A 12,678-nucleotide genomic window follows, 5' to 3' on the forward strand; every position below is an offset into this window, starting at 1 on the left:
TTAGCGTGCCGGGACCGGCGCTAAGGTGCGGTGCTCGCTCTTCTGGCGAGACGGCGCTTTGTGCACCATGGTGTAGGCGTAATCGACGCCCATGCCGTACGCGCCGGAGTGCTCGCGCACGATATCCATCACCGCGGTGTAGGTCTCTTTACGCGCCCAGTCGCGCTGCCACTCCAGCATCACCTGCTGCCAGGTGACCGGGATCACGCCCGCCTGGATCATGCGCTGCATCGCGTAATCGTGGGCTTCTTTGGAGGTGCCGCCGGACGCGTCCGCCACCATATAAATTTCGTAATCGCCTTCCAGCATCGCGCACAGGGCAAAGCTGTTGTTGCACACTTCGGTCCACAGGCCGGCAACCACCACCTTCTTCTTGCCGTTGGCCTGCAGCGCGTCGCGCACCTTCTGGTCGTCCCAGGAGTTCATGGAGGTACGCTCCAGAATGTCCTGGCCCGGGAACACGTCCAGCAGCTCCGGATAGGTGTTACCGGAGAAGCTTTCGGTCTCAACGGTGGTGATGATGGTCGGGATGTTGAACACCTTAGCCGCTTTCGCCAGCGCCACGGTGTTGTTTTTCAGCACCTGACGGTCAATAGACTGCACGCCAAACGCCATCTGAGGCTGGTGATCGATAAAGATTACCTGACAGTTCGCAGGGGTTAACACTTCGAGCTTTGAAGAGGTCATAGCATTTTCCAGTGGTTAAGGGTGAAATCGCCGCGAGCGCCGCGACGATAAAGTCACCCTCATCCTGCGGTTTTCCGTCCCTGCGCGTAATTATCTCTTCGTATAGTTAACCTTAGGTATAGTTATACTTTGGTATACCTATCCTATTGTATAACTGGATCTTTGCCGAAACCGGTTCCCATAATCCTGACCATTCCCCTCTCAGTCAGGAGCAGTTTATGGTTACCCTTGGTAAAGCCGATCTCATTCTGGTTAACGGCCAGTTTCACACCGTCGATCGCGAGAACCCCGTCGCGGAAGCCGTTGCCGTGCGCGACGGAAAATTTCTGGAAGTGGGTACCGTCGCCGAGGTGATGCAGCACCACTGCGAAGGCACCAAAGTGGTCGACTTAAAAGGCCACACCGCCATCCCCGGCCTGAACGACTCGCACCTGCACCTCATTCGCGGCGGGCTGAACTACAACCTTGAGCTGCGCTGGGAAGGCGTGCCGTCGCTGGCCGACGCCCTGCGGATGCTGAAAGAGCAGGCCCTGCGCACGCCGTCGCCCCAGTGGGTGCGCGTGGTGGGCGGCTGGACCGAGTTCCAGTTTGCCGAGCGCCGGATGCCGACCCTGGACGAAATTAACGACGCCGCGCCGGATACCCCGGTCTTCATCCTGCACCTGTACGACCGCGCCCTGCTCAACCGCGCCGCGCTGAAGGTGGTCGGCTACACCAAGGACACGCCGAACCCGCCGGGGGGCGAGATCCAGCGCGATGCCAACGGCAACCCGACCGGGATGCTGATTGCCCGTCCGAACGCCATGATCCTCTACGCCACGCTCGCCAAAGGGCCGAAGCTGCCGCTGGAGCAGCAGGTCAACTCCACGCGTCAGTTCATGCGCGAGCTGAACCGTCTGGGGCTGACCAGCGCCATCGACGCGGGCGGCGGCTTCCAGAACTACCCGGAAGATTACGAGGTGATTGCCGAGCTGCACGAGAAAAAGCAGATGACCATCCGCATCGCCTACAACCTGTTTACCCAGCGTCCGGGCCACGAGCTGGAAGATTTTGAAAAATGGACCGACATGCTCACGCCGGGCCAGGGCAGCGACTTCTTCCGCCACAACGGCGCGGGCGAGATGCTGGTCTTCTCCGCCGCCGATTTTGAAGACTTCCTCGAACCGCGCCCGGACCTCGCGCCGGGGATGGAGGACGAGCTGGAGCGCGTGGTGCGCCATCTGGTGGAGCACCGCTGGCCGTTCCGCCTGCACGCCACCTATAACGAATCCATCAGCCGCATGCTGGACGTCTTCGAGAAGGTGAACCGCGACATACCGTTCAACGGCCTGCACTGGTTCTTCGACCATGCGGAAACCGTTACCCAGGCCAACATCGACCGCATCAAAGCGCTCGGCGGCGGCATTGCCGTCCAGCACCGCATGGCGTTCCAGGGCGAGTACTTTGCCGAGCGCTACGGCATCGAAGCTACCCGCCACACGCCGCCGGTGGCAAAAATGCTCGAGACCGGCGTGCCGGTGGGCTTAGGGACGGACGCCACCCGCGTGGCGAGCTACAACCCGTGGACCGCGCTCTACTGGCTGGTCTCCGGCCGCACCGTCGGCGGGATGCAGATGTACGACCATAGCGCCCGTCTGGATCGCGATACCGCCCTGATGCTCTGGACCCAGGGCAGCGCGTGGTTCTCCAGCGAGCAGAATCAGAAGGGGCAGATCAAGGTCGGCCAGCTCGCCGACCTGGCCGTGCTGAGCAAAGACTTCTTCCGCGTGCCGGAAGAGGAGATCAAGGGCATCGAGTCCGTCCTCACCGTGGTCAACGGCGACATCGTTTACGCCGCTGGCAGCTTTGGCCCGCTCGCGCCGCCGGCCATTCCGGTTCTGCCCGAGTGTTCCCCGGTGGTGAAGGTGCCGGGCCACTACCGCAGCGCGCCGCCGCAGGCCGCCCGCGTCGGCATGAGCGCCGTTCATCACTGCAGCGGTCCGTGCGGGGTTCACAGCCACCAGCATGATTTCGCCCGCACGTCAGAGATGCCGGTGTCCGACGATAACGCTTTCTGGGGGGCGCTGGGCTGCAGCTGCTTTGCATTCTGATGAAAAACACCTTTGCTCTTCCCCGGGTCGACCTGGGGCTGTTCTTCCTGCGCCTGACCGGCAGCCTGCTGCTGCTCTACGTGCACGGCCTGCCGAAGGTGCTGCACTTCAGCGACGAGCTAACGCGCATTGAAGATCCATTCGGCTTCGGGCCTTACGCCAGCCTGATCCCGGCAATTTTCGCCGAGGTGATCTGCCCGCTGTTTATCATTGCGGGCGTGTACACCCGCCTGGCGTGCCTGCCGATTATCGCCGTGCTGCTGGTGGCGATGCTGGCGGTCCACCCGAACTGGTCGATTGCCGAAGGGCAGTTTGGCTGGCTGCTGCTGATTATCTTCACCACCCTCGCCCTCACCGGGCCGGGCCAGTGGCGGCTGCAGCGTAAGACAGCGGAGAGGTTCGCATGACCCAGGTTAACGACGTTCGCGACGCACACGTCGAGACGACGCCCGCACCGACGGTTTCGCCCTGGCAGCCGCTGAGCCAGCCGGTGTTCCGCATGCTGTGGATCGCCACGGTAGTCTCTAACGTCGGCTCATGGATGAGCGACGTCGGCATCAACTGGAGCATGCTGACCCTGAGCACCGACCCGCTGGATATCGCGCTGGTGCAGGCGGCCAGCAGCCTGCCGATGTTCCTCTTCGCCCTGCCGTCCGGGGTGATGGCGGACATCGTCGACCGACGTAAATACCTGCTCTTCTCCCAGCTTTGGGTGTTCATCGCCGCCGCCGGGCTGACGGTGCTCTCCTTCACCGGACACGTCACCCCCGCCGTTCTGCTGGTGGCGACGTTTCTGCTGAGCGTGGGCGCGGCGATGAGCTCGCCGCCGTTCCAGGCCGTGGTGCCCGATCTGGTGAGCAAGCCGGAGCTGGGCGCCGCCGTGGCCCTCAACTCGCTCGGAGTGAATATCAGCCGGGCGATTGGCCCGGCGCTGGGCGGTTTTCTGCTGTCGCTCGCCGGGCCGTGGATGGTGTTTGCCCTGAACGCGCTGTCCGTGGTCGGCGTGGCGTGGGTGCTGTGGCGCTGGCGTCCGGCACCGTCCATACAGCGTCTGCCGCCGGAGCACTTCTTCTCCGCGGTACGCTCCGGGATTCGCTACGTGCACGCCGCGCCGGTGCTGCGCAACGTGCTGGTGCGCACCGTGGCCTTCTTCGTTTTCGGCAGCGCGGGCTGGGCGCTGCTGCCGCTGGTGGCGCGCCGCGAGCTGGGCTTAGGCCCGGCGGGCTACGGCGTGATGCTGGCGTGCATTGGCCTGGGGGCGATTGCCGGGGCCATTCTGCTGCCGCGCCTGCGCCAGCGGCTCGACGCCGACCGCCTGATGGTGGCCGCCAGCCTGACCTTTGCTCTCACCATGCTGGCGCTGGCGTTCGTGCGCCACGTCTGGCTGCTTAACCTGTTTGAGTTCTTCACCGGCTTCGCGTGGATTGCGGTGCTCTCAACGCTGAACCTCGGCGCGCAGCGCAGCGCCGCCCGCTGGGTGAAGGCCCGCGCGCTGGCGGTTTACCTGACGGTGTTCTTCGGCTCGATGACCGCGGGCAGCGCCATCTGGGGGCAGATCGCTTCCCGCTTCGGCACCCCAACCTCGCTGGTTGTCGCCACGCTGGGGATGGTGCTGGCGAGCGCCACCGTGTTCCGCTGGAAGCTGGGGAAAGATCCGGACCTGAACCTCGACCTGAGCGGCCAGCCGCTGGACGGCGTGGAGATCGATCTGCCCAACGAGCGCGGCCCGGTGCTGGTATCGCACGAGTACATCATCGACCCGCAGAACACCAGGGCCTTCCTGGAAGCCGTCCACGAGCTGCGCCGGGTGCGCCGCCGCGCCGGGGCGATGAGCTGGGCGGTATACGAGGATATTGAGCGCCCCGGTCTGTTTATCGAGACCTTCCTGATGGGCTCGTGGATCGAGCATCTGCGCCAGCAGGAGCGCCACACCATGAATGACCTCCTGCTGCAGAGCCGCGTTCTGGCTTTTCATCAGGGCACAACATCACCGGCAATACGCTACCTGGTCGCGCCGGTATAACCCTAACCATCACCTGCACAGGAACACACTATGGCAACGTTTAAGGCAAAAGACGGCACGCAGATTTACTACAAGGACGGCGGCGCGGGCAAACCGGTTCTCTTCAGCCACGGCTGGCCGCTGGACGGCGACATGTGGGACAGCCAGCTGAACTACCTGGCCGAGCGCGGCTTCCGCGCCATCGCCTTTGACCGTCGCGGCTTTGGCCGCTCGGATCAGCCGTGGAACGGCTACGACTACGACACCTTTGCGTCCGACATCAACGACCTGATCACCACCCTGGACCTGCAGGACGTGACGCTGGTGGGATTCTCCATGGGCGGCGGCGACGTAACCCGCTACATCAACAACTACGGCAGCGCGCGCGTGGCCGGTCTGGCGCTGCTGGGCGCGGTGACGCCGATCTTCGGTAAATCCGACTCCTTCCCGCAGGGTGTGGATCAGAGCGTGTTCGACGGCATTCGCGACGGACTACGTAAAGATCGCGCCCAGTTCATCAGCGACTTCGCGACGCCGTTCTACGGCATCAACGCCGGGCAGACCGTTTCCGCCGGTGCCCTGACCCAGACGCTGAACATCGCCCTGCTGGCGTCGCTGAAGGGCACCATCGACTGCGTGACCGCGTTCGGCGAAACCGACTTCCGCCCGGATATGGCGAAAATCGACGTGCCGACGCTGGTGATCCACGGCAGCAACGACCAGATCGTGCCGTTTGAAAGCACCGGCAAGCTGGCGGCGGAGATGATCAAAAACGCCACGCTGAAGGTGTACGACAACGCGCCGCACGGCTTCGCGCTGACCCACCAGGACCAGCTCAACGAAGATCTGCTGGCGTTTGTGAAGTCGCTGTAATTTTTTCCAGGCCGGGTAAGGCGCAGCCGCCACCCGGCGCTTTCGCTCCGCCAGCGGCACGTAACCAGTGATCGCTGAGACAGGACCTGCAGGCTGAAGGTGCGCGCCTCAAGCCTCGTCTGAGGTAAACACCATACCCGCGTAGGGCTTCTCCCGACACGCCGCCAGCCGCGCGGCGAGGCTGCCCACGTGCAGCTCCAGCTTGTGCCCGTCCGGGTCGAGAAAATAGAACGACGCCCCCTCGCTTTTGTTCTGCTTCCAGACGGTGACGCCCGCCTGCTCCAGCCTTTGCGAGAACGGTTCAAAATCCGCTTCCGCCACGGTAAACGCGTAGTGGGTGTAGTCGCTCTCCTGCGGCGGCACGTACTCGCGAGCCTCGTCGTACGACAGGCAGACCCACAGGTCGCCACAGGTGAGATAGGCCCCGGTATTCCAGCGGGCGTGCAGCGCAAGCCCCAGAAGTTCGTGCCAGAAGGTGACGCTTTTTTGCAGGTCGCTGACCGCGAGGGTCAGATGGTTGAGAGATTGCAGCATGACGTGCCCTTTTGTTTTTCGCGCCGGACGTGGTACGGTAAAGAGATGAACATAAACCACGCCGTGCTCACCGTAAACCGCTGGTGGCTGCCTTCTTAAAGGCGGCACGGAGTTGTTTTCCCCATTTTCAGATAGCCGCCGAAAGGCGGCTTTCACATTTCTAAGACCCCTTTCGGCAACTGCATATTAAGGAGTCTTTATGAACGCAACCACCATCCTCACCGGCGACCGCCCAACCGGCCCGCTGCACCTTGGCCACTTCGTCGGATCGCTGCGCCAGCGCGTGGCGCTCCAGCAGACGCACAGCCAGTTTGTGCTGATTGCCGACCTGCAGGGGCTGACCGACAACGGCAGCAACCCGCAGAAAATCCGCGACAACATTCCCGAAGTGCTGGCCGACTACCTCGCCGCGGGCATCGACCCGAACCTGACCACGATCTGCCTGCAGTCCGCCCTGCCCGCACTCGCCGAGCTGACGATGCTGTATATGAACATCGTCACCGTCGCCCGCGTGGAGCGTAACCCGACGGTCAAAAACGAGATTGCGCAGAAGGGTTTTGCCCGCTCGCTGCCGGTCGGGTTTATGGCCTATCCCATCAGCCAGGCGGCAGACATCACCGCGTTTAAGGCCGAGTGCGTGCCCGTCGGCGACGACCAGCTGCCGATGATTGAGCAGACCAACGAGATTGTGCACAAGATGAACAGCCTGCTGCCCGCCCCGGTGCTGCGCCACTGCAAGGCGATGCTGAGCGACACCAGCCGCCTGCCCGGCATCGACGGCAGCGCCAAAATGTCGAAATCGCTCGGCAACACGCTGCACCTTTCGGCCAGCGAAGAGACCATTCATCATGCGGTCAGCGCCATGTACACCGACCCAAACCACCTGAAGGTGAGCGACCCGGGGCATATTGAGGGGAACGTGGTGTTTACGTATCTCGACGCGTTTCATCCGGACAGGGAGAAAGTGGCGGCGATGAAGGCGCACTATCAGGCGGGCGGGCTGGGCGACCGGGCGTGCAAGAACGAGCTGGAGGCGTGTTTGCAGGAACTGATTGGTCCGATGCGGGAGCGGAGGGCGATGTATATGCAGGATAAGGGAGAGCTGATGGCGATGCTGAAGCGCGGGACGGAACGGGCGCAGGGGGTGACGCAGGCGACGTTGAGGGAGGTGAAGGTTGGGCTGGGGGTGCCGGTGTTTAGTTAAAGTCGATTTAGCGGTGGAGTGCGGGGGATTAGCATGAAGCCGCTAACTTGATTATTGCGGAAATAAGCGAGGCGCAATAAAGTATTAAATCCATTATTAGCTAATGTCGTTTATCATTCTTTCAAGAATGCTATATTCATGGCTTCTTTATATTTTTAATGCGCGGCGTAAAATGATATGAGTAAGTTTATTATTTCCATGCTGAATACGTTACTGTGCGTTTTTGTGATTGCACTGTGCCTCATTTTCGTGGGTGTCACTGATAACTGGAAAGAATGTACTCTAGATATAGTCATTATTTTAGGAGGCACGCACCTTACTTGTGTTTTACTGAATCGTGTATTGCCTCATAAGTTATCTATCTTAGAAGGAATACTGGAAGTATTGGGAGGACCACTATTAGTTATAGGCACAATTGTGTGCTTTGATGTATTCGAACCCTGGCCGCTAAAAATCATTGGGATGTTTGTGTGGGTTGTTTTGATTTTCTTTGTACCTTCAATAATAAGTCCCAGGCGTTAACTCGGTCTATTAATCAATGTCTACGTCATTTCTTCACCCAAGGAATCCAACATAATGTACCCCACTCTTTCGCAGGTCATTGAGGTTGTACGTCAGTCCTCGGGACATCATCGCAAGCGCATTGATGAGAACACCCTAATCGAAGCCGACCTCGATATCTGCGGCATTGATGGCGATGCCCTGATTGAAGACTGCGAGGAAGCGTTTGGTGTTACGCTCATCACTGAAGAAGATGGCTATGAGAAAACTTTTTCCCTCGCTAAAAACGAGTTTCTTTTTAGTACCGAGGGCATAGATTACTTCGGTATCTGCCGTTTGATTCGCAGGATACGTGGCATACCCGAACCTGTGATACGCGATTTAACCGTTGGCGAACTCCATGCTGTGCTGGTTAAGGCTGTGAAAGAACAAATACATCATGATTGAGTTACTTTTAGCGTAGTGCGGGCATGCGCTCACATGCCCGTACTGGCTGGCTAGAAGTTTAAACAGCCTTCCCACTCCCACGCTTAATCACTGGCATATCACCCGTATCATTCAGCGCACCCGGGAAGGTCTTCAACCACTGCGCGACTTTCTGCTTATTTATATTCACCACGCTCATCCCTTCCAGGCATCCCCATAATTCTCTTGTATGCTGTGGCGTAATCACAATGCAGTCTTTCATGGCGCGGATTTTTACGGGCATACCGTTGATAAAGCCTGCACGGGTTAATCAGTCGCCGCCCAGCAGAAGATATTTCATGTCTATGCGTGCATACAGTTCGCAGCAGGCTGCACTGTCCTGCGGCGTTTCCGCGCGGGGATGAACAGGTGCTGCGTTGGTCTGGTTGCCGTGAAGACGGCGGGCGCTGTTTTTGCGTACCAGCTCGCGGTTTTCAATCACGCCGGTGAAAGCGTCTGATTCTGTTTTGCAAACAGTAAACTCTGGCTTAAAATTCGTCGCAGCCATTTTCAACTCCTCAGTAGTTGTTGTGGTTAGCGGTATGGGGGTGTTGCAGCACCTTCATATCGCGAATTCTCTCTTTAAATATTCTTCATTATTTCCTTTGCCGTTCGGCGTAATTTCTGGTGCTCATTATACAGGACTGAATATAAATACAGCGGTTTTGGGTGGGGCAAATTTGGAATTTGCGAGGGGGATTCAGGAAATAACGGTAGGTATTTTTAATTCTAAATAGCTGCGCCGAATACCGCTACACTTTCGCCAGCCCATGCTTACCTCCGGGGAATGGGCTGACCGTTTCCATAAAATGATGAACTTTTTTTAACAGTTGCCACATCGAACGGCACTGATGGTTGCGAGTTATCGTATCGTGAAGCGCCTGCCATAACCGCTCAACGTGATTCACCCATGGCGAGTAAACCGGCTGATAAATTACCCTGAACTTCGGATTTTCCTTTAGCCAGCGCTGTGTTTCCTGGCTTTTATGAATAATGTAGTTGTCCACGATGAGCGTGATGCTTTTCGCCCGTCGGTACGTCGCTTTCAGATGCTTTAACAGACTGATAAATAACACTGAAGTTTTACTGTTTCCACCCACATAACTGACTTTACCTGTTCCGCTGTGCAGCGCGCCAGCCAGATAATATTTTTCATTCTGCCCCGGCGTTACCACGCGTTTTTGTTGTCCGCGCAGTTGCCAGTCCGCACCAATTTTGGGATTAAGATGGATATCCACTTCATCTTCATAAAAGACCGGATGCTCTGCGCTGCATTCGTCCAGTGCTTTATGGATTGCTGCCATCTTTTCATCTTTATACGGGTCACGGATACGCAGGGTTGGCGCAGCCCTGCGCCATACAAGTCCCGCAGACGGCAACCAGCGCCGCACAGTTCCGGCATGTAACTGGCATCCGGTTATCTCATTGATTTTTATTGCCAGCAGTTCTGTACTCCAGCGGGAACGCTGGTAGCCAAAATCGCCGGGAGCGTGTTTTACCAGCTCGCGTAACAGTGTGTAGATATGCTCAAACGGCCAGCGGCGGGCACGCCCGGCAGGTAATGATTTCAGCCCTTCAACACCCGACTGCGTGAACCAGTTAATCCAGCGCCCAATAGAGGAACGGGCGCAGCAGAGCGTTCTGGCAACGTCGCTGACGCGGTCGCCCCGGTGCAGCATCAGCATGGTAGTCAGTCTGCGGGCATAATTTTTATCGTGCGTTTTATGGATGGCTTTCTGCATCAGGCGTCGTTCGTCACGGGGAATTGGTGCTATGATCGGCATCGCTCAGTCCGGTTGGTGATTTGTGATTTTTGGCGATTGATCAGATCGCACAATCCGGGCTGAGTTCCCTCAAAGTGATCTACTATTCCGCGCAGCTATTTAGCATGTAGGCGGATTGAAATATACCTTTAACAATAAAGATGAATCACAAGAGTACTTATACTCATCCTATAAAACTATAGAAGGGGACTCTATTTTATACTTTAGTCATACTAAAGTGCTACAAAATTTATAGAAGCCCCACATTGCTATAACATTACCATGGCTTCGCTGCCATTTTCATCTAATACTTCTTCAAGAGCAGGCCATATATCAAAAAATGGATAGGTTATTTTCAATTTACCACATTGCACATGATATGTAAGCTGTTGAACTCTTCGACGCTTGATTGAAATAGAAGGTAATGTATTTAAAAAAGCCATCATCTTATCTATAGTGATCTCACCATGATAAAGATGAGCACTTTCGGGCTTTATGATTGTTCGCATACCATTCCTTAACTCAATAGTTGTACTCGAGAGACGCTCAATAAAGCTATAAAATGAAGTTTTATCAATCACATAACAATCTTTTTGATGGTAAATATCACCAAAAACTGAGGTTGTTATAATCATTTTATGTATACCTTTTGGTGTCCATTTTTTTGATAATTTTAGGGCATCGCGAACCAAATCTAATTGATTTGAATAAAAGTCAGCATAGCGTGTTACTTGCTTTATCCAGGAAGATTTAGCATGAAGTTCAGAACTATCCCCATTGATGTTTACTAGCGTTTGATAATAACGATTAAAATGTATAGGATGTCCGTTAGACTTCAATTCAATAAAAAACAAATGATCATCAATCAACATTGCACAGTCGCATTCATAATTTTTTCGTAATGAAAGTTGCTCTGCACAAACCCCTGCATTTTTAAGCCGCTGAATAAATTGCCGCTCATGGCTTTTACCTTTATCCTGACTTGTGATATGTTTTGCGCTGAATAAAGAAAGTAAGGAGCGAGTCGCACAACTCATAGAAACAATTGAAGGCATCAAAAAAAGACTATCGCCACAAGCAAGTAACGGACAATCGTTTATATCGAGTGCTTTATCATCAAATGTAAAATAATCGGTGACTAATGCAGCTATAGTCCAGGAAAGTCCTCCCTTAACAAAAAATTGAATCCATTCCTGACGCGTATAACTTATAACCCAATCTTTAAGATTTAGTCCTCCCGGAACTGTTTTTTTAAAACGATTATCCATCTCCTCTTTTGCTAATTCTATTAACATTTCGTATGCATGAATCCATGAATAAATATTCACACCTCCATACTCAATATATAGATCCTCCGGTGACATATTTTCCATTTCACTAAAATAAGCGATTGAGAAAAAATCTCTTTTGTTTATCCATTCTGGAACAAGGGGTTTCATCTGCTCAATAAAATTAGGATTTTCTTTCAGGAGCCCCAGAATTTCGTAAAAGAGGCTGGTTCCACGCATAGAGAATCGCGAACGAGCTATCTCATAAGCTTTATATGCACAATGTTCATCTACAATTAAAGATGTGTTATTTAAATCTGAGTAGCTAAACTCTGCATTACAAAACCGATAAAGGTCACTGATACGATTTAGAGAGTCAAAATCATCCCACTCTTTAAGCCAATTTCCAGTTTTTTTAACCGCTTGCTCAGAACAATCGTGCTCAAGATCCAGAGTATTTAGATTTCGCAATTCTCTAAAAATATTGCCGGTATAACTAGATATTTGATCAAAAATCATGCTAACTGATTTCATATCCTGAGGTGTAATATTTTCCGATAGAGGCAAACCATCAATTCTTATCACTACGGGGAATATATTATCTAGTCGTTCACTGGGAACATTTTTAAGCAAAGAACATATAATACTCATACTTATTTCAGAGAAAATTAAAAATGCATTAAGCTTGTACTCACCTCCTAAAATTTTATAATACCGTTTTTCCATCACTCTAACTCTTCGGAAGAAATTATTATATGCCAAATGAATGGTGCGACACTCATTTTCGGTCTTTAAAATAAGATCGCGATGAACAGGAAAGCGTACTAAAAGTTGATAAATGCATCGACCAAAATAAAGAATATAATCTTCTTCAGACTGTTCGGAAAAGCGATTGTAATAAAGAGATGAAATTTTAAGAAGACTTAGAGCGTGTTTAACTTCAACTTTACCAATCCATTCTTTATAGAATTCATAAAAACTTTCAGCATCATCTGCCAATTTTTTGATTGCGCGTACATCGTAATATAACATGTATCGTACCTTAATAATTAATTGCCATATAATCAGTATGTAATAAAACCACGCCCACCACAACGAATTAACTTCAGAAAATTAAACTTGATATTAGTTATAATGACTATGAGTGATCTCAAGATAGAAATTGGCAATCAAGCCTGAGGTTGACAACTCCCCATGTAAACTTAGTTTTCACTTAGCAAGGGTGATATGATCAATATGCTTTTGAATTAGATACAACCATTATTTATATTTTTTCTTTATTTTTTTGCAC

General features: G+C 54.0%; 10 protein-coding genes and 1 pseudogene. 6 read left to right on the plus strand and 5 right to left on the minus strand.

The features are described 5' to 3' along the window. A complete protein-coding gene (locus tag FOY96_RS18950) occupies window positions 1-687 on the minus strand; it encodes a hydrolase (protein ID WP_023334356.1) in 687 nt (228 codons plus the stop codon). 218 nt (window positions 688-905) lie between these two features. On the opposite strand from FOY96_RS18950, the gene FOY96_RS18955 reads away from it, so the two are divergent. Genes FOY96_RS18955 through FOY96_RS18970 form a run of 4 tightly spaced genes read left to right on the plus strand, consistent with a single transcriptional unit; the run spans window position 906 to window position 5,652 of the window. Then, entirely contained in the window at window positions 906-2,777 is a 1,872-nt protein-coding gene (locus tag FOY96_RS18955; RefSeq protein WP_143347587.1) for an amidohydrolase, read from the plus strand. Further along, window positions 2,777-3,184, plus strand: coding sequence for a DoxX family protein (locus FOY96_RS18960; RefSeq protein WP_143347588.1), 408 nt, complete (start codon window positions 2,777-2,779; stop codon window positions 3,182-3,184). The genes FOY96_RS18955 and FOY96_RS18960 overlap by 1 nt, the downstream gene beginning before the upstream one ends. After that, on the plus strand, window positions 3,181-4,800 hold the full coding sequence (locus FOY96_RS18965; RefSeq protein WP_143347589.1) for an MFS transporter: 1,620 nt from the start codon (window positions 3,181-3,183) through the stop codon (window positions 4,798-4,800). The genes FOY96_RS18960 and FOY96_RS18965 overlap by 4 nt, the downstream gene beginning before the upstream one ends. A 30-nt stretch (window positions 4,801-4,830) precedes the next feature. After that, window positions 4,831-5,652, plus strand: a complete 822-nt coding sequence (locus FOY96_RS18970) for an alpha/beta fold hydrolase (protein ID WP_033144516.1) — start codon at window positions 4,831-4,833, stop codon at window positions 5,650-5,652. A 108-nt stretch (window positions 5,653-5,760) separates the two neighbouring features. On the opposite strand, the gene fosA is transcribed toward FOY96_RS18970, so the two are convergent. Further along, on the minus strand, window positions 5,761-6,186 hold the full coding sequence (fosA, locus tag FOY96_RS18975; RefSeq protein ID WP_143347590.1) for a FosA/FosA2 family fosfomycin resistance glutathione transferase: 426 nt from the start codon (window positions 6,184-6,186) through the stop codon (window positions 5,761-5,763). Between the two features lie 199 nt (window positions 6,187-6,385). Here fosA and trpS point away from each other — a divergent pair, with 199 nt between their 5' ends. Beyond that, on the plus strand, window positions 6,386-7,390 hold the full coding sequence (gene trpS / locus FOY96_RS18980; protein ID WP_143347591.1) for a tryptophan--tRNA ligase: 1,005 nt from the start codon (window positions 6,386-6,388) through the stop codon (window positions 7,388-7,390). Window positions 7,391-7,966: 576 nt separating this feature from the next. Further along, window positions 7,967-8,338, plus strand: coding sequence for a hypothetical protein (locus FOY96_RS18990; RefSeq protein ID WP_143347593.1), 372 nt, complete (start codon window positions 7,967-7,969; stop codon window positions 8,336-8,338). A gap of 58 nt (window positions 8,339-8,396) precedes the next feature. On the opposite strand, the pseudogene FOY96_RS18995 reads toward FOY96_RS18990, so the two are convergent. From FOY96_RS18995 to FOY96_RS19005, 3 genes and pseudogenes are all read right to left on the minus strand, one after another. Continuing rightward, a pseudogene (locus FOY96_RS18995) lies at window positions 8,397-8,864 on the minus strand (SymE family type I addiction module toxin). A 244-nt stretch (window positions 8,865-9,108) separates the two neighbouring features. After that, the gene (locus FOY96_RS19000) at window positions 9,109-10,140 is read right to left on the minus strand and encodes an IS630 family transposase (RefSeq protein WP_143347594.1); all 1,032 of its coding nucleotides are present in this window, start codon (window positions 10,138-10,140) and stop codon (window positions 9,109-9,111) included. 248 nt (window positions 10,141-10,388) lie between these two features. Continuing rightward, window positions 10,389-12,419, minus strand: a complete 2,031-nt coding sequence (locus FOY96_RS19005) for a hypothetical protein (protein WP_143347595.1) — start codon at window positions 12,417-12,419, stop codon at window positions 10,389-10,391. Between the last annotated feature and the right edge of the window lie 259 nt (window positions 12,420-12,678).

This window comes from Enterobacter asburiae, from assembly GCF_007035645.1.
Taxonomy (GTDB): domain Bacteria; phylum Pseudomonadota; class Gammaproteobacteria; order Enterobacterales; family Enterobacteriaceae; genus Enterobacter; species Enterobacter asburiae_B.

What these genes read in the sequence shown, in the direction of transcription:
- FOY96_RS18950 (WP_023334356.1), bottom strand. Translation starts at nt 687, where the DNA reads ATGACCTCTTCAAAGCTCGAAGTGTTAACCCCTGCGAACTGTCAGGTA.
- FOY96_RS18955 (WP_143347587.1), top strand. Translation starts at nt 906, where the DNA reads ATGGTTACCCTTGGTAAAGCCGATCTCATTCTGGTTAACGGCCAGTTT.
- FOY96_RS18960 (WP_143347588.1), top strand. Translation starts at nt 2,777, where the DNA reads ATGAAAAACACCTTTGCTCTTCCCCGGGTCGACCTGGGGCTGTTCTTC.
- FOY96_RS18965 (WP_143347589.1), top strand. Translation starts at nt 3,181, where the DNA reads ATGACCCAGGTTAACGACGTTCGCGACGCACACGTCGAGACGACGCCC.
- FOY96_RS18970 (WP_033144516.1), top strand. Translation starts at nt 4,831, where the DNA reads ATGGCAACGTTTAAGGCAAAAGACGGCACGCAGATTTACTACAAGGAC.
- fosA (WP_143347590.1), bottom strand. Translation starts at nt 6,186, where the DNA reads ATGCTGCAATCTCTCAACCATCTGACCCTCGCGGTCAGCGACCTGCAA.
- trpS (WP_143347591.1), top strand. Translation starts at nt 6,386, where the DNA reads ATGAACGCAACCACCATCCTCACCGGCGACCGCCCAACCGGCCCGCTG.
- FOY96_RS18990 (WP_143347593.1), top strand. Translation starts at nt 7,967, where the DNA reads ATGTACCCCACTCTTTCGCAGGTCATTGAGGTTGTACGTCAGTCCTCG.
- FOY96_RS19000 (WP_143347594.1), bottom strand. Translation starts at nt 10,140, where the DNA reads ATGCCGATCATAGCACCAATTCCCCGTGACGAACGACGCCTGATGCAG.
- FOY96_RS19005 (WP_143347595.1), bottom strand. Translation starts at nt 12,419, where the DNA reads ATGTTATATTACGATGTACGCGCAATCAAAAAATTGGCAGATGATGCT.